Origin of the sequence: Budvicia aquatica DSM 5075 = ATCC 35567 (assembly GCF_000427805.1) — a bacterium.
In the GTDB taxonomy this organism is placed as follows: Bacteria; Pseudomonadota; Gammaproteobacteria; order Enterobacterales; family Enterobacteriaceae; genus Budvicia; species Budvicia aquatica.
Genome location: NZ_ATYS01000001.1, coordinates 117,279 through 134,353, shown reverse-complemented (window position 1 = coordinate 134,353; position 17,075 = coordinate 117,279). Strand labels below are relative to the sequence as shown.

Sequence of the window (17,075 nt, the reverse complement as noted above, 5' to 3'; positions counted from 1 at the left end):
TACCTGTTGAACCATTGTATCCTTCAGGCCATATCCTTATAACATCAACGGTAATATGGTTAAAAATCATTCACTACTCCGGTTGATACATCGTTTAAGTAAACATACCGGCGTATGGATACTGGCGATCTGTTGGTTGCTGCTGAATGCTCAATTTGCCGTTGCCAGCCACGATTGCCGAATGGCTGACCCAAGTGCCCCAGCCCAGGCTTTACACACTCAACATATACAACCCGCCTCAATTAACCTTAGTGCTGAAATACCCGGTCCGCTGTGTGAAAAGCACTGCTTACCCGAAGCAACTCAGGCGGATACCGGCAACCATGCGTTTGTCGCACTTATTCCCGAAACCTCACTACCACTGGCCTATGGGGTTGAGCTGGCTAAAAACTCATCGTTTCATTGTCTTACACCGCCAATACAGGAAATTGCGGCTGAAATTCGTTTTTGCCGTTTCCGAGAGTAGATCCGGGTACTTCACTTTGTTTAAACGCCGCCGTTTGGCGTTATTAATGTGTTTACTATTTGGAGATAACGATGAAATTTAATTTATTCGCACTGGTGCTGTTATTCACTTCAACCTCTGCGTTGGCAACAACTATTACTATGTATAAATCCCCGACCTGCGGCTGCTGTTCTCAATGGGCGAAAAAAATGGAAGACAGCGGTTTTACCGTTGATACCGTGATGATCAACAACGACCGCGAGTTCTATAAAATCAAGCAGGACCATAAAATTCCAATGGAATATATGTCCTGCCATACGGCACTGGTTGATGGCTATGTCATTGAAGGCCACGTTCCGGCTGATGATATTAAGCGCCTGTTAAAAGAACGCCCGAATATTATCGGGCTAAGCACGCCGGGAATGCCTGTCGGTAGCCCGGGCATGGAGCAAGGTGATGAGAAAGAGGCCTATTCAGTGATGACCTTTGATGCGCAGGATAAGCGTACGGTTTATAGTTCACATTAAAAATTTATCCGACAATCAGCGTGAAACAATATGTTTCGCGCTGATTAGACCGTGTCTATTCGAACCAAGGAACGGCCTCGAGTTTGGGGTAGCTCTGACCGATCTCCATGGGTTCAATAATTAATTCCACGACCAGCTTGAGTTCATCGTCGTATGAGGATGCGAATTGTCGCAGCGTTACTCGATATATCCCTGGGAGGGCGGGCAATCGGACGTGACGGTCAACTTGCGGCGCTTCATCACTAAACTGGGCTGCCATGGTCAACTGAGTGTAGTCAGTCAGCCAAAGCCCCCCCGAGCCAACTCGAACTAGCCCTGACGCCTCTCGCTGCGCGGCAACCTTTGAAGGGGTATCAGAAATACGAAGGGATGCGTTAGCTAGATTCGGGCCTGGATAGGCAGTAAAGAGTGCACCTGCGTTCATCTGCTCGGTGAATCGAGCAAGTATCTGTTCAAGTGTCCAATCGTCACTAATGTAGCCGGAATATGTGTCTGGACAGACCAGCGCGACGAAACCATCGTCGTCCACGCTGCTGTGCAATTCAAGTTTGCCTTGGCTCATAAAGGGAGCTCTACTCATCGTTCAGGTTCATTTTCATAATATTACGATGCTTATTGCCCTCTTCTCGCTCCAGCCCGAACGGTTCGCCCGCAGGAATAGCGTGCTGATTAAGGAAATCATCAATCCGCTGAATATCTTCAGCCAATAACTGGGTAGAGAACACCTTCTCATTAGACTGAATATGACGCTCACTGCGGGTACCAACAATCGCCGAAGCCACCGCCTGTTTGTTCAATACATAATGAACTGCGACGTTAGACAGCGAGCAACCGCGCTGCTCACCAATCTGCTTCATCAACATCAGTAGCTGCTGGTAGCCATCCCAACCAACGGAATCATCAATGACCAACCGATATTTAACCAGTGAGCGGTTATCCAGCTTTTCCGGTGCCGCTTTGCCCAGCCATGACTCTGACAGGAAGCCACCGGCCAAAGAGCCGTAGCATAAAAGTTTCACATTATTACGCAGGCAGAAGTCGACCATTGCCCGCTCAGGGCGACGATCCAGCACTGAATACTGGGTCTGGTTGCTGACTAACGGGTATCCTGCATCAACTAACTGCTGTAGGTGTTCAGTATCGAAGTTAGTGGTGCCTAAGTTATCGATCAGCCCTTTCTCCTGTAGGCGAACCAAATGACCGGCAATATCGATACAGCCGGGAATGGCGTAATCCCACCAGTGAAACTGAACCAGATCCAAACGCTCCTTATTCAAGCGCTTTAAACTGCGGATAATGATGCGCTCAACGTAGTCATAATCCACCTGGTCTAACATCGATAAGTCAGGGACAAACTTGGTATGAACCTTAACGTCATCTTTACCGCTATTTTTACGGCGCTCAGCAATAAATTTACCAATCAGGTCTTCAACCCCGGTGTAAATATCTGCGCAGTCAAAGGTATTAAATCCACGATCGGCCAGCTGATGGAATGCCTTAAGCACCGGGTCAAAATCCAGCGTACCCTGTAGTTTATGTCCTTCAGAAAGCTGCCATCCGCCGTTAATAATCCGGCAGGCGCTATAATCGGGTGTCAGTGCAATTTGTTTATCAGTCATTGTCTTGATTCCTGTTGGTTCTTTTATTCTCTATTTTATCTGTGTTTATTTTGCCGCCGGATTAAGCGGTACTACAGTACAATCGCTGTGTTTAAAGGTGCGGATTCCGGTCCGGGTGATTTTAAACAGCGCACCGCAGTAAGGATCCGGACAGGCGATTAATCCGTCGGTGGTCATCCAGTCATTAGCGTGAGTCATACGCTGTTTAGCCGGTAACAAGGGTAATAATGCCGACAAAGAATAAAGCGAGAAGCGCCCGCCTTCAGGAAAAATCAAATTCTCGCCCTCAACGTCAAAGCCCTGCCCGGTATGATGAGAACACACATAGGGTTTATCACCGGGCACCACTTCAACGCGTAAATCGTACAGTTCAAAGCTATCATTCATCAGGCATTATCCTGTTCTGGTATCTCAATATTTTGCAGGGTTTTCTCAGGAACGCGGCTGCGACCTTCAAAACGGCGTCCCCATCCGGTAATAATACTGCCGCTGAACACCACAAACAGCGCCCAAGGATAGACGGCACTGAAAAATAGGGTAAATGGCGTAATTACATCACCGGACGCTTGATTTTTTACCGCAATCATCACCACAAACACAAAGGCGCTGAAAGGAAGAATCACCGGGATACTGTTGGCCATTGCACTCATAATATGCGAACGACGGAACGGATGAAGCTGAGCGCTTTTACCCACTTTATCGCCAATCGGCCCGAACAGGATAAGCGCAGCGCTGGTTACGCCGGCAAACACGGTGGAACACACAAAAGCACCTGCGGCTAATAGGGCCTCAGCTTTGCGCGGAGTTAACGGCTTATCACCTTGTAACAGCTTGGTGGTCATGGCTTCCATCGCGCCGCTCTTATCCAGAATGCCAATGACGGCAAACAGAGACAGACACAGCATGATGGTTCCGGCCATATCATTGATACCGCCATAAAGAATGCCCTGTAAATGACCGTCCTGCACAGATAGCACTTGATCTAAAACTAAACGCCCGCTTGCCAGCCCGATCAAAATGCCGGAAATAATTCCACCAATCAGCGCCAGAAATATATTCTTGGTATAAATAGCGATACCTACCAGAATGATCACTGGCAGTAACATCACCAGACCGGTCGGCGAAGCACTGTCGGCCAGTGCCATATTAATATCGCCACCGCCACCAAACAGCATATAGAAAGGAATAGTCAGCGCCGCGGCCAGTAACGCATAAGGTGAACGGGAAACGACTACGCCGCCCACCTCTGCCGTTTCCCCATCTTGAATATAGGTTTGGGTACTGGCGGAGATGACCGTTACATCCGAAACCGGCGCTAGGTTGTCACCAAAAATTGCCCCGCTTAAAATAGCGCCGGCCAGCATGGCCGGATCGCCGCCAAGCTGAACGCCGGCGGCAAAAAATACCGGAACGGCAGCAAAAATGGTACCGATCGACGTACCGGTGGCGGTGGCAATAATCGCGGTAGCAATAAAGGTAAAAGTACAGAACAGTGCACCGGTAATACCGGTTTCTGCGCCCAGCCAGACAAAACCATCAGCAACGCCGCCGGTTTTCATCATGGTAGAGAAAATACCAGCTAATACTAAAATACACACCAGAACGCCGGTTAGCGGCGTAGCAATGCCTGAAATGGCACCGTTCCAGTAATCTACCGAGTTTTTAGCTAAGAACGATCCCGCTACTACGCCTAAAAAGCCACCCATGGCTAATCCGGTCATATCGAAAGCTTTCTGAAAAATAAACAGATAAACCGCGACAATAAGAAAAACGATGGCCGGAATTAACACCATTCCTGCGCCACCGTAGAATCGAATTCGAGAAGAAGACAAAGGTAAGCTCCATGTAACCAATACGAAAAAAAACGTTGGCTTACCTTAACTGAACTACCGTCACATTCAAACCGCAATCTGATGCCAAATAAAAGAATAACGCGTTAACCGGAATCAGCCGCGATGTTTGAACAAATCAGCTAATATCTCGGAATTCTATAGATAAAGTCCCTTTGGTTAACGCGCAGATTATCAAACTGTTACTAACGTTTCAGCCACACGTCCGGTAAGTTAAAAACTCACGCTGCCTGAACGCGTATAATCAATGGTCACCGTAGCCTGCTTAAAGTGAATCTCATACAGATCCAGTTCATTACCCGCCTGTTCAATAATCGAGGCGTAATCAGGAACTTTAGCCACAAAAGCGTCTTTCAGATCATAAACGGTTAACTCACTAATCCTGACCGTTGATTGCTGAATCCGCACGTGTTCATTAGTTCCCAGCGGAACGGTGCTCAATGCCGCTTGAGGATTAAGCGCAAACTCTTTGGTTTTAGGATTGCCCCTAAAGGTGGCAAAGTACACGACGCCTTTGTTGTCAGGGTGATAAACAAAATTAACAATCCGAACGTTAGGTTGGTTATCTACACAGCTGGCCAGCGCTATCTCGCTTTGCTTTTCCATAATACGGTTAAAATCGGCTAAAAATTCCATCATCACTCTCCTGTTTGGTTGACTTGAACCGAGTATTACATGCTAACCTTGACAGCTGTATGTCAGGGTTTAGTTTCAACTTAAAAATAAGGGTTAACGGCGAGTGAAAATTGATCGATTGATATCGCTGATTATGGTTTTACTTGAGCATGATAAAGTCAGCGCAACCAGGCTGGCTGAAATGTTTGAAGTGACCCCTCGCACTATTTATCGCGATGTAGAAACCCTTAGCCGGGCTGGAATTCCGATAACTGCGTACCCCGGTATACACGGCGGCATCAGTATCATGAGCCAATATAAAGTGGATAAAAAGCTGTTTAATCCCGACGATATAGCCACGCTGCTTATTGGCCTCGGTAGCTTGTCTTCCACCCTGTTACCGAATGAAATTGTCGGCACCTTAGCCAAAGTTAAAGGCCTTATTCCCGATAAACAGCGTAAGGATATCGATCTTAAATCCAACCAGATATTTATCGACCTGACCAGTTGGGCCGGTAATAAGAACCTATCCCCTAATCTTGAGAAGATAAAATCAGCGCTCAACGCCAGCAACTGCCTGTCTTTTAATTACTCAGACAGTAACGGAAAAAGAACCGTTCGCACTATAGAACCCTACCAGTTAGTGTTAAAAGAAGGTCACTGGTATATACAGGGTTACTGCACCAAGCGGCAGGATTTTCGTATTTTTAAGCTATATCGAATCTCTGCACTTGAAGTGCTGAATAACACCTTTACCCCGCGCCCGTTTAACTCAAAACTGATGGATGATTCTTGTTGGATAGCATCGAGAATAATCACCATAAAGCTGTTAATTGATAATTCTCTCAGAGAACAAATTGCCGAACGTTGCAGTGAGGAGAATATCACCTCTTATGACGAACATAGGCTGCTGGTTGAATTAGAGTTTGTTGACGATGAACCGGGCTATCAGATGTTAATGAGCTTTGGCGAACGCTGTGAATGTTTAGAGCCAGAACATATCAGACAAGGCCTTATACAAAGGATTGAGCGAATGATGAAGGTTTATGGCTAGGTTGTTAGTCCTATAAGGTCCGTGCGATTACACCGGCTGAGTAATGTGTCACAGGTTAACGGAGATAAAATCAGGTTGCCGATATAAGCAGTCCTCCGATCAAAATCCCATTCACCGAAAGCGATCAAATGAGCCTGATGACTAATTAGTTGAATCAACAGCCAATTGCCCAAATTGCTTTGATCGTTGCCATAATAGTAGAGCCAATCTTGATATTGAATAATATGACTATCATCAAAACAATACAGTTTATCTAAAAAACACCCTACCTCATGCTCCGGCGCTATAGCTTGTTCAACCTTAGCTAAGGGAATAACATCCATCACTTTGACTTCTATCCACGCACAGCGTTCTGCCACGCTGATGGATGAAACAAACTGACAGTGAATAAAAGCAGATGAAATTATTTCCTGTGGATAATCTTCCCAACCGTTAAGACAGGAATATCCCGGCTGAAACAAAGTCCAGAATTCGCCATTAAGCTGTTGATTAAATGGTTTTTCGACCAAAACCATTCGAACTTGCCCAACTGAAGGAATATCCATCTCTCTGGGCCAAATATGATTATCCAGCGGAAGCTTTTCGGCATATTCCAGCCACTGGACGACGCTGTCATACCCCTGATAAATAAAACCAAGATAATTCGTCAGTACGTCTCGGCAATGTTTTTCACGTGAAAATGGAAATGTCAGCATCTCAATTTACTCGCCGTCATAACTACCATCCCGCCACTTATTATAATCCGGCACCACAAACTGATTAACCATCACTTCATCAATCAACGCCCAGTTAGGAAACGATGACTCATCGTCATCCTCAAGCTTTTTGGCTATTGCTTCAGCCTGAGCCCTATCACCACAAACCCGCTGAAACTCTCGGATAATCTGGCCGAAACCTTCAGAATAACAAGAGATCAAATAGACCTTTTGCCGATCGGCGCACTCACCTTCAATCGGCATAATGATTAAGTCATTACCAAGGTCAACCTCACGATAACTTTGGCTCTGCCACGGATCCTGCTTTTCTAACACTAAACGATATTGTAACCGCTGTCGCTCAGCCTGGTCTTGAGCGTCAAATAGCCCTAAAAACAGGCTGGGGCCATCATAATCAGAAACTTTGCGATATAAAATATACATACTAAACCTTATCTTCCCGTGAAACTGATTAACCGGCCGCGCTCAAATATGGCTTATCTCTCTCAATAAATTGCGCTAACTCACGACTATTTTTGATGCTCTTCAGGCAAGTAATACCAAGGGTATTCTTCGCTATCAAATACCGAATCATCAAACATGTGGTTAATTTTTTCCGGCATCATCGGTGCCATTTTTTGATACAAAGCGGTACTCAGCACGCTAAATCCAGCGGGTTGCTTAATGCTGCCCAAAAAACGTTCAACGCTCTGAATATGCGGATAATGCTCCGGTTGGTGGAAAAAACGCATATATTCATTCAGCGTCTGATAAACGTAAACCAGATCGGCCAGATTAACTTCAACGGTTAAATCAGGATCTATCTGATCCAAGTTGTGCGTAACCAAGCTGGCAATATCATTGGTGTAACCCGCTTTCATCTCTTATCCTTTTAATCATTAAGCATAATTCCATCGATCTTTAACCTGATAATTACCCCAACAGTCAACGCTGGTAAAATGACCGACATACAGCACCTCATCGCCACGGATAAGCCATTCCATACCGTGTTCAACTTCCCAACTGCAATTCAGTTCTAAATGAATTACCGGTTCATCACCATTTTCCGGGTTTGGCACCATCAACGAACACGGCGTTATCAGCGTCAGTACATCTCTAGGGTTGCTAAATTCAACGGGTTCGGATGCATTGTGGTAACGGATACTGGCCCGACAAAGCTCATCAATAACTGCGTCATCCAGATTATTCAGATATTCAATACAGCGAGTGGCGTAAGCAAGGTCTGCGTAATCATCAGTATAAAACTCAATATAACGGTCAAACAGTGAGAAGAAACACTCGCCCTCAAGCATTGGCCATTCATCACTGGTGGTAACATCTTTAATTAACTGTTTCATAAAGTATTCCTTGGTATAGATGTATCAACTATTTTTAACACATGATGCCATAACATATGCGATGAAATAGCGCCGTAACCAGACTACTGAACAATATTGTATTCAATCACCATCATACCCCAGCTGCTGTTTTGCCATAGCAATAGCTAAAAATGAATCCGGCTCAGATTATAACTACCTTTATCACACCTTAATCGCTATTGGTAAAGATCGCCTACTGAGTCTTGGCGATGCAAAAAGTGAATAACGCTGGATTAAGTACAAAAAGATTCACCTTTATTTTTTGCTTAATCGTCAAAGTAGACTCGCATCTCTAATGTGACAGAAAAACACAGACTAATTAGCTAACAAAAATCATTAAATGAAACATTTTTACTAAAAATGTATAGTGCACATCGTTTTTTTACTCTTGATGAGTTTATTGTGCTCACAATTTTTTTGAGCAGCCCTATTGTGGAGATAGTCAGATATGGTGGAAGTTCCTTATACCGTCAATTTATTGATCGGTGCAATTGTCGCGGTGGCCGTTGGCTATTACATTATGAAAGGCTATTCAGCCACCGGCGTTCTGATGATAGGCGGTATTGCCCTGCTGCTGATCAGTATCAGCCTTGGTCGCCCTATTATCGCACCTAAAGACTCAACCGGTTTTTTACTGCTTGACGTATTTGAGTATATAAAAGGATTGCTCAGTAACCGCGCAGCCGATCTCGGTATGATGATCATGATTTTATGCGGTTTTGCCGCTTATATGTCTCATATTGGCGCTAATGATATGGTGGTTAAGCTGGCCTCTCACCCGCTTAAATATATCAACTCCCCCTACGTTCTGATGATTGCTGCCTATTTCGTGGCCTGTCTGATGTCATTAGCGGTTTCATCAGCAACCGGCTTAGGCGTACTGTTAATGGCAACGCTGTTTCCGGTGATGGTAAATGTGGGTATTAGTCGGGGTGCCGCAACCGCCATTTGCGCATCGCCTGCCGCAATTATTTTGTCACCCACCTCCGGTGACGTTATTGTTGCTGCAGAAGCCTCCAATATGGGCGGCCCGAAGCTGATTGAATTTGCATTCCACACAACCTTGCCTATCTCAATTATTGCCATTTTAGCTATCGCCGTGGCGCATTTCTTCTGGCAGCGTTATTTGGATAAAAAAGAGCAAGTCGTCAGTGAAAAGCTGGACGTTTCTCATATTGTCACGCGCGTTCCGGTGTTCTATGCCATTCTGCCGTTTCTGCCTATTATCGGCGTACTTATTTTTTCCGGCAAAATCCCCCTGCCGTTAACTGATGCAGAAGGCGTTCAGAAAGTTATCCCGAGTCTAAACATCATCACTATCATCATTATCTGTATGGTGGTGACAGCGGTGATTGAATTCCTCCGCTCCTTTAAGGCCAAACAGGTTTTTGACGGTTTAGATTCAGCCTACAAAGCGATGGGAGAGGCTTTCTTCACCGTTGTTATGCTGCTAGTCGCAGCGGGCATTTTTGCTCAAGGTCTGAACACCGTCGGTTTTATTACCGGATTGATCCATTTAGCCGAAACCTCCGGCGGTGGAACCATTGTGATGATGTTGGTTCTGGTTGTAATAACCATGCTGGCAGCGATTGCTACCGGTTCTGGTAATGCGCCGTTCTATGCCTTCGTTGAATTTATTCCCAAGCTGGCCGATCAAATGGGCATTAACCCGACTTACCTGGTGATTCCAATGTTACAGGCATCTAACTTAGGCCGTTCCATGTCACCTGTCTCCGGGGTCATTGTTGCCACATCGGGCATGGCAAAAATATCGCCGTTTGAAATTGTGAAACGTACATCTGTACCGATGATAGTTGGCCTATTGGTGGTTATTATCGCGTCACATATTATGGTTCCGGAATATACGCCGGAGCAACTTCAGCAACAGCAGTCCTCTCAGCGGGCCCCTGTAACACCCTGATTTGCACTGAAATAGCCCATTCTAAATAGACAATCCCGCCATGTTCATTAACGGCGGGATTGTTTTATTCAGAACCTCAGCACAAGCTGTAATCCATTTAAATCAGCTCGCCGGACATAAATCAGATGTGAATAGTGTTCACTCGTCATATAATTTTCTGATTAACCGCCCTTATCTACTGACATAGCCTTTTAGCAATATATGCACATGATCCCTGCCTCACTGAAGAAGATGGCCGATGTTACCGCGCTCGCTTTTTTGTTAGTCGCTTTTCTGACCGGTATTGCCTCAGCGCTCCAAACACCGACGCTAAGTCTATTTTTAACCACTGAAGTACAAACTCGCCCTTTAATGGTCGGGCTGTTTTATACCGGCAGCGCAGTTATTGGCATTGTTATCAGCCAGTTGATTGCCAGCTATTCAGACCGCTCTGGCGATCGAAAAACCCTTATTATTCAGTGCTGCCTGATCGGTGCTGCAGGTTGCGTTCTGTACGCCTTCAATCGTAACTATTTCATTTTGTTAACTATCGGCGTTGTGCTTTCAACCTTTGGTTCTACTGCAACACCCCAGCTATTTGCCTTAGCCAGAGAGCATGCTGATAAAACAGGTCGTGAAGCGGTGATGTTCACATCAGTTTTGCGCACTCAAATATCACTAGCCTGGGTTATCGGCCCACCGTTAGCATTTGCCTTAGCTTTAGGTTACGGGTTTAAAACCATGTATATCGCGGCGGCGACCACCTTTGTTCTTTGCGCCGCCGTTGTTTGGTATGCACTGCCTTCAATGCAGAAGACAACAGTAAGTGAAGCGGCCTCCGTTGAGTCACCAAGGCAAAATCGTCTCGATACATTACTGCTATTTATTGCTTGTTCACTGATGTGGACCTGCAACGGCATGTACATCATTAATATGCCGTTGTACTTAATTCAGGAGTTGCAGTTATCCAAAAATTTGGTCGGTATTATGATGGGTGCCGCTGCCGGGTTAGAAATTCCGGTCATGTTAATTGCCGGTTATTATGCGAAACGCTTTGGTAAACAGCCGCTGATGGCATTAGCTATTATTTCAGGATTAGTCTTTTATATCGGTTTGATGGTATTTACGCAGGTTTGGTTATTACTGGCGCTACAGCTATTGAATGCGATATTTATTGGCATTCTGGCTAGTATCGGCATGCTTTATTTTCAGGATCTTATGCCCAGACAAGCCGGTTCAGCCACCACCCTGTTTACTAATACGATTCGAGTGGGTTGGATCATTGGTGGTTCAATGGCAGGAGCGGTGGCTGAGATATGGCAGTATCATGCTGTTTTCTATATTGCGGCGCTGATGTGTCTGGTCGCTGTTCTCTGCATGCTTAAGATTAAACCGGCTTAAAACAGCAGCCTATATTACTAACAGACACTCTCCATTTCTTCCGCATAATAGTTAACCGTCTGTAAGCGTACCTGAGTCTCTGAACTAATTTGCTCAGGGGTATGACCTTGCGATAACAACTTCTTAATTTGCATGGCCATATTCTCTTCATTACCGCGATATATGTAGCGCGTTTGGAATGTTCGTTTGCAGAATCGACAAAAATAACGCTGATTACCGGTGTTACCAATTCCATGCTTTTTTACCCCTTCAGGCCTGGCACAGTGGTGACAAATTGGCGTTTCTTTTTTCATTATTTCATCTCCTTTCTTAAATAAAGAGGGTAATCCATAAAGCGTTGCAAACCCTCTCATTACCCCCGGATATACCGGTATTTTTGATTTAAATTATGAGATTAGTACGGTGTAAAAATGCATACAGCAATACCGACATGCAGTAATTCATGCGATCTTTATTGTGCCTGGAAAGAAGGGATAAAATGCAGTTACACCAACGCGTTGTTAGTCAAAAATAGATGATTAGGCTACACTCCCTGTCATCAAAACTGCATCCCTACTTAATTAAACCTTACAGAATATATTATATCCGTGTCGACAAACTGTTCGCTAAAAATAAAACATTTGTAACCATAAGTTATTTACAAGATATAATTTATATTTTTCAGTTTATTAACAATAAAGAACTACTACCCAAAAGACGGTATCATATGTAAATGCGCAATTATTTCTATTGAAACTATTCACATTATATGAATATAACTTATCCGTTGAATATTATCGTATTCGATCCTATAAACCATGTAAACACGACATAACAGATTTGAATGCCACCCAGAAAGGCCTGTGCGATATATATCACTACCATTCGTTTTTTTTAAGCCTAAATAATTAAACTTACCTATTGCTCTGAAGTTTATAATATCTTTTTTGGAAAAAATAAGAACAAATAACTTTAATTGTCCATTGCAAGATAAAGACATTAATTGCTAAAAAATTAACCACCAACCCGAATGTATTGCCACACATAAAGACAATACCGTTGCCATTTATAATTAATTTAACCTCATATAACAAATTGTGACCAAGATCAAAACGTAGGCTAAAAATTAAAAATATAAATTACTTTATATTTGATACTCATCCACATTTACTCATTGTTGATAACAAAATTCACCAACGCATTAAGAACAATAGATTCACTAAACGAATGCTATTAATATTAAAAAAACAGAGAAATATTAATGACATCCAATAAAGCTTATTAAAATCAAATGATTCCGCCATTTACTCTCATTGTCTGTCCATTAACCCAGCCGCCAATTGCAGCCCCTATCCCTCTTGATGCTCCGGTCACTATCGCTACTTTCTTTGTTAGTTGATTCAAAATACCCTCTCTGCATATCCGCATAGTGACCTTAGGTAAAGCGATACTATTGAAATTAGTAAGTAAACCGCCAAAAGTCGACCTGGGTAATAAGAATTTATCAGCTGAATAAATTTTGTACCGTTAGCATGTTATTCAAGCGGTCTTTGTGTTGATGATAATAATTATCAATTGCATTGATTCTTAAGTCTTTTTTCACTTGGTCATCTAATACGTTGGTGGTAAGATGCGCCGGTCATTGGGGAGTAGCCGGTTTCTGTTATTGCAACAGAAGCGCTCGTATCAACATACTCGTATGAATCGGATTGATTCAACGTGGTGCGGGCAACCTATCTGGTAGGCGAGACCATAGACATGTTTAACACCCGATTGGTTGGGAGGTGTTTATACATGTATATGGAATCATCCCGGCCGGAGATATTACAACAATGAATCTTTCTGCAACTCTTATTCTTGCCTTTGGCATGTCTATGGATGCGTTTGCTGCCTCGATTGGGAAAGGCGCGATCCTACATAAACCACATTTTCGTGAAGCATTTCGTACCGGCCTTATTTTTGGTTGTATTGAAGCCATTACCCCGCTTATTGGTTGGGCTATGGGGCTGATGGCCAGTCAGTATATTCTGGAATGGGACCATTGGGTTGCCTTTACCCTACTGTTTGTTTTAGGTTGCCGAATGATTATTGAAGGCTTAAAACAACCCGAACCCGATGCGCCTAAGTTACATCGTCACTCCTTTCTGATACTTGCCACAACCGCGGTTGCCACTAGCCTTGATGCCCTGGCCGTCGGCGTTGGTTTAGCCTTCTTGCAGGTCAATATTATTCATACTGCGATGGCTATCGGCATGGCTACCATGATCATGGCCACTTTAGGCATGATGTTAGGCCGCTTTATTGGCCCTATTTTGGGTAAACGCGCTGAAATTATTGGCGGGGTGATTTTGATTGGCATTGGATTTAATATTTTAGCCGAGCACCTTGGATGGCTGAGCGGCTCTTGATCTCAATAATGCCAAAGGCTCAATATCTTTGGCATATATTCAGCTAAAAAGGGCTAATCCTTAATCCCGGTTAGCCCTTTTTATTTACTCGGTTTTCTGCTTCCGCTGCTGTATCAGCTTTAGCCTGATTAAGAATCGCTTTAGCCATCCATTGAGTAATAGACTGCACTTCATCATTATCTAGCTGCCAGATATCTTTGAACACCATAAAGACTTCAGAGCCATACACTAAAGATAAAGAGTGAATAACCTTTTCACGCAATTCTGCCGATAGCCGATCTTTTAGCGGTTCAGTGACCAGTGATAAAATTTGTTTGCGGTGACCACGTATTAGCTTTTCATTGACCACTACGCCCGGCTTAGCATTCATTTCTTGAGAACGGTTTTCAGCCCATTGCTGTAATGACAATAATAACGCAGCCCGTAGCGCGCCTTCATGCTTAAACATCTGTGGATAAGCGAATTTAAGTAACTCATCAACCCGATCTTCAGCATCAGTCTGTTCCGGTTCCCAAGCTATTATTGGTTTTAGAATTTCATCAACCACGGTCGAGATCAGCGCACTCTGCGTGGGAAAATACCGATACGCCGTAGCTCTGGAGACTTCTGCCTCAAGTGCCAATTCAGTCACTGATGGGAATGCCCCCTCCTCAAACATTCTTAAAGCATGCTGTATTAAAACCTTATACTTTCTTTTTTTGAGTTGAGTGAGTGGCATCACTGGTTTATCCCGTTCCATACTCTCGCCCCTATGACTGATTGGTTAAATATTCCAATGATAATATCACATTACGCTACATCGTCTATCAACCCGTAATATCTCATTATTATTTATTCTTTACCTAATTTCTTCATAGTTGAACAACTTATAGAAACTGTCATCTCTTTTATTACATTCCCCGCCAAAATGCAGACCTATCATCATTAGCCCTCCACTCACAAAAAATAACCATTAATTATCAGTTGGTTATTAAAAATTAATCGCTTAATAATTGATTAAGAATTGAATGGTTAACTTTATACATCATCCGATTAGTTTGTTGCGTTAATTTCAAGGTAGAGAATGTGTATGAAGATTAAATCCCGGCTACAGTGTAGTGATACCACATTTATTATCTGTATCTCCCTGTTCATTACTCTGTTTCAAAATACCCGGTTCTTAACCAAGGGATGGGATATCGTCGGTTTCGATTCACTCCGGGCCTTGCTATTTTCAGCTTCGATGTTGGCGTTACTATTTTGCTGTTTAAATGTCATTTTTAGCCTGCTGCTGTTGCCCTACTTACGCAAAAGCGTGGCGATTATTTTTATTTTGACCGGCGCGGTAATCAATTACTTTATGTACAGTTTTAATATCGTGATTGATGCCAACATGACCGACAATGCTCTTCAGACCAACCTCAATGAAACGCTGGATCTGGTCTCAATAAAAATGGTGCTGTGGATTGTATGCCTGGGCATTATTCCATCGATTATCGTTGCCATAACTCAAATAACGCCAACACAAAGCATCAAAAAATTTATTACATTTAAAGCAATAAATATTATAGCTTCCACTCTGGCGATCGTTTTTATTGCTTTCTTTTTCTATCGTGACTACGCCCCGTTCTTTCGCAATAACAAAGATATGATGAAGATGCTGGTTCCTTCCAATGCCGTTGCCAGCCTGATTAAAAATATCTCTGATGGAATTGAAGCGCGTAAGCCGTTTGAGACTATTGGTCTGGACGCCAAAAAAGGTGAAAAAATCACCGGCCAACCGAAGAAAACGTTAGTCATTCTGGTGCTGGGAGAAACCGCCAGGGCTGAGAATTTTTCATTAGGTGGCTATCAGCGCGATACCAATCCACTGCTGTCTAAGCGCAGCAACCTGACCTACTTTGATAATGTCAGTTCTTGCGGCACAGCAACCGCTGTTTCACTGCCCTGCATGTTCTCTAATATGACGCGTAAAGACTACAGTGCAATTGAAGCTAAACATCAGGAGAACGTACTGGATATTTTACAACGCGCTAACGTCAGCGTGTTATGGCGGGATAATGACAGTGGCTGTAAAGGCGCCTGCGACCGGGTTCCCAACCAAAATTCAACCAGACTGATGCTGCCGGAGTTTTGTAGTGACGGAGCCTGTAAAGATGAAATTCTGCTGGATAAGCTTGATGACTACATCCAAAAGTTGGATAACGATGGCATTATCGTTCTTCACCAAATGGGGAGCCACGGCCCGACCTATTATCAACGTTACCCTGCTGCCCAGCGCAAATTTGATCCGACCTGTGACACTAAACAGATTCAAGACTGCGATAAGGTAAAACTGGTTAATACTTACGATAACAGCATTGTTTATACCGATTACATATTGGATAAAACCATTTCTCTGCTGGAAAAAAATAGCGATAAATTCGCTACTTCAATGATTTATGTATCTGACCATGGTGAATCATTGGGCGAGAATGGAATGTATTTGCACGGAGCGCCTTATGCTATCGCACCGTCACAACAGACTCATGTTCCTATGATGATCTGGACCTCCGACGACTATCGTAACAGCCAGAAACTCAATCAGGACTGCCTGAGCAAAGAAGCTAAACAAAACACCTTCAGCCACGACAATTTATTCCACTCTCTTCTGGGCATATTCGATATCCAAACCAACCAATATAAACCCGAATTAGATATGTTCCGGTCATGTCGTCAATAACAGCGGATATCAAGGAAAACGTTATGATTAAGCAGCAGGTAACCGGCATCACTCGAATGATTAATGCCACCGGCTACTCTTGTGCCGGTTTGAAAGCGGCTTGGCAAAACGAAGCCGCATTTCGCCAAGAAAGCATATTGTGTATTGTCGCTACGACACTGGCACTGTGGCTGGATGTCTCTTCTCTCGAACGTATCATGCTTATCGGGTCAGTAGTATTAGTGGTCATTGTTGAGTTACTTAACAGTGCCATTGAAGCGGTAGTCGATCGCATTGGTTATGAACGTCATGAACTCTCAGGCCGGGCTAAAGATATTGGTTCTGCCGCAGTACTGGTATCACTGCTTATGAGTGCCATAGTTTGGGGCGTTATTGCGTTACCTAAATTCTGCTAAAGTCAGGCTTAACGCGTTTACGTTAATGCGCGGTAAAACCCGTTATACTTGCCTACGGGTTTTATTACTCACCTTATTTGATTTACTGCATAAGCAGGTTAACCACG

At 43.8% G+C, this 17,075-nt stretch carries 19 protein-coding genes; 8 read left to right on the top strand and 11 right to left on the bottom strand.

Going from position 1 to position 17,075, the window contains the following annotated elements:
- The first annotated feature begins 55 nt into the window (after positions 1 to 55).
- Positions 56 to 466 (top strand): hypothetical protein, encoded by a 411-nt coding sequence (locus YWE_RS0100595; RefSeq protein WP_051323105.1) that lies wholly within the window; start codon positions 56 to 58, stop codon positions 464 to 466.
- A gap of 71 nt (positions 467 to 537) precedes the next feature.
- Positions 538 to 972, top strand: coding sequence for a DUF411 domain-containing protein (locus YWE_RS0100590; RefSeq protein WP_029092770.1), 435 nt, complete (start codon positions 538 to 540; stop codon positions 970 to 972).
- A 55-nt stretch (positions 973 to 1,027) separates the two neighbouring features.
- Here the strand turns inward: YWE_RS0100590 and YWE_RS0100585 are convergent, their stop codons facing one another.
- From YWE_RS0100585 to YWE_RS0100565, 5 genes are all read right to left on the bottom strand, one after another.
- On the bottom strand, positions 1,028 to 1,534 hold the full coding sequence (locus tag YWE_RS0100585) for a hypothetical protein (protein WP_127526459.1): 507 nt from the start codon (positions 1,532 to 1,534) through the stop codon (positions 1,028 to 1,030).
- A gap of 10 nt (positions 1,535 to 1,544) precedes the next feature.
- Positions 1,545 to 2,591, bottom strand: coding sequence for an aldo/keto reductase (locus YWE_RS0100580; RefSeq protein WP_029092768.1), 1,047 nt, complete (start codon positions 2,589 to 2,591; stop codon positions 1,545 to 1,547).
- A 45-nt stretch (positions 2,592 to 2,636) separates the two neighbouring features.
- Complete coding sequence (locus YWE_RS0100575; protein ID WP_051323104.1) at positions 2,637 to 2,978, bottom strand: TIGR04076 family protein; 342 nt, start codon at positions 2,976 to 2,978, stop codon at positions 2,637 to 2,639.
- Positions 2,978 to 4,423: a Na+/H+ antiporter NhaC family protein gene (locus tag YWE_RS0100570; protein WP_029092766.1), complete on the bottom strand. Its 1,446-nt coding sequence runs from the start codon at positions 4,421 to 4,423 to the stop codon at positions 2,978 to 2,980. The genes YWE_RS0100575 and YWE_RS0100570 overlap by 1 nt, the downstream gene beginning before the upstream one ends.
- 231 nt (positions 4,424 to 4,654) lie before the next feature.
- Positions 4,655 to 5,080 (bottom strand): pyridoxamine 5'-phosphate oxidase family protein, encoded by a 426-nt coding sequence (locus tag YWE_RS0100565; protein ID WP_211230980.1) that lies wholly within the window; start codon positions 5,078 to 5,080, stop codon positions 4,655 to 4,657.
- 100 nt (positions 5,081 to 5,180) lie between these two features.
- On the opposite strand from YWE_RS0100565, the gene YWE_RS0100560 reads away from it, so the two are divergent.
- Complete coding sequence (locus YWE_RS0100560; protein WP_029092764.1) at positions 5,181 to 6,110, top strand: helix-turn-helix transcriptional regulator; 930 nt, start codon at positions 5,181 to 5,183, stop codon at positions 6,108 to 6,110.
- On the opposite strand, the gene YWE_RS28855 is transcribed toward YWE_RS0100560, so the two are convergent.
- From YWE_RS28855 to YWE_RS0100540, 4 genes are all read right to left on the bottom strand, one after another.
- A complete protein-coding gene (locus YWE_RS28855) occupies positions 6,107 to 6,805 on the bottom strand; it encodes a hypothetical protein (protein WP_051323102.1) in 699 nt (232 codons plus the stop codon). The genes YWE_RS0100560 and YWE_RS28855 overlap by 4 nt on opposite strands.
- A gap of 6 nt (positions 6,806 to 6,811) precedes the next feature.
- On the bottom strand, positions 6,812 to 7,249 hold the full coding sequence (locus YWE_RS0100550) for a hypothetical protein (RefSeq protein ID WP_029092763.1): 438 nt from the start codon (positions 7,247 to 7,249) through the stop codon (positions 6,812 to 6,814).
- An 86-nt stretch (positions 7,250 to 7,335) separates the two neighbouring features.
- A complete protein-coding gene (locus tag YWE_RS0100545) occupies positions 7,336 to 7,686 on the bottom strand; it encodes a hypothetical protein (RefSeq protein ID WP_029092762.1) in 351 nt (116 codons plus the stop codon).
- Between the two features lie 18 nt (positions 7,687 to 7,704).
- On the bottom strand, positions 7,705 to 8,163 hold the full coding sequence (locus YWE_RS0100540) for a DUF6985 domain-containing protein (RefSeq protein WP_036014605.1): 459 nt from the start codon (positions 8,161 to 8,163) through the stop codon (positions 7,705 to 7,707).
- Positions 8,164 to 8,632: 469 nt separating this feature from the next.
- On the opposite strand from YWE_RS0100540, the gene dcuC reads away from it, so the two are divergent.
- Together dcuC and YWE_RS0100530 are read left to right on the top strand one after the other, a co-directional pair.
- The gene (dcuC, locus tag YWE_RS26165) at positions 8,633 to 10,105 is read left to right on the top strand and encodes an anaerobic C4-dicarboxylate transporter DcuC (protein WP_051323101.1); all 1,473 of its coding nucleotides are present in this window, start codon (positions 8,633 to 8,635) and stop codon (positions 10,103 to 10,105) included.
- A 201-nt stretch (positions 10,106 to 10,306) separates the two neighbouring features.
- A complete protein-coding gene (locus tag YWE_RS0100530) occupies positions 10,307 to 11,485 on the top strand; it encodes a sugar efflux transporter (RefSeq protein WP_029092760.1) in 1,179 nt (392 codons plus the stop codon).
- A 17-nt stretch (positions 11,486 to 11,502) separates the two neighbouring features.
- On the opposite strand, the gene YWE_RS31790 is transcribed toward YWE_RS0100530, so the two are convergent.
- A complete protein-coding gene (locus tag YWE_RS31790) occupies positions 11,503 to 11,778 on the bottom strand; it encodes a hypothetical protein (protein ID WP_036014599.1) in 276 nt (91 codons plus the stop codon).
- A gap of 1,518 nt (positions 11,779 to 13,296) precedes the next feature.
- On the opposite strand from YWE_RS31790, the gene mntP reads away from it, so the two are divergent.
- A complete protein-coding gene (gene mntP / locus YWE_RS0100520; protein ID WP_029092759.1) occupies positions 13,297 to 13,872 on the top strand; it encodes a manganese efflux pump MntP in 576 nt (191 codons plus the stop codon).
- Between the two features lie 70 nt (positions 13,873 to 13,942).
- Here the strand turns inward: mntP and YWE_RS0100515 are convergent, their stop codons facing one another.
- A complete protein-coding gene (locus YWE_RS0100515; RefSeq protein ID WP_029092758.1) occupies positions 13,943 to 14,611 on the bottom strand; it encodes a TetR/AcrR family transcriptional regulator in 669 nt (222 codons plus the stop codon).
- Between the two features lie 330 nt (positions 14,612 to 14,941).
- On the opposite strand from YWE_RS0100515, the gene eptA reads away from it, so the two are divergent.
- Positions 14,942 to 16,573 carry a phosphoethanolamine transferase EptA gene (eptA, locus tag YWE_RS0100510; RefSeq protein WP_029092757.1) on the top strand — a complete coding sequence of 544 codons (1,632 nt, stop codon included), beginning with the start codon at positions 14,942 to 14,944 and terminating at the stop codon, positions 16,571 to 16,573.
- Positions 16,574 to 16,596: 23 nt separating this feature from the next.
- Positions 16,597 to 16,968 carry a diacylglycerol kinase gene (locus tag YWE_RS0100505; RefSeq protein WP_036014595.1) on the top strand — a complete coding sequence of 124 codons (372 nt, stop codon included), beginning with the start codon at positions 16,597 to 16,599 and terminating at the stop codon, positions 16,966 to 16,968.
- The last annotated feature ends 107 nt before the right edge of the window (positions 16,969 to 17,075 follow it).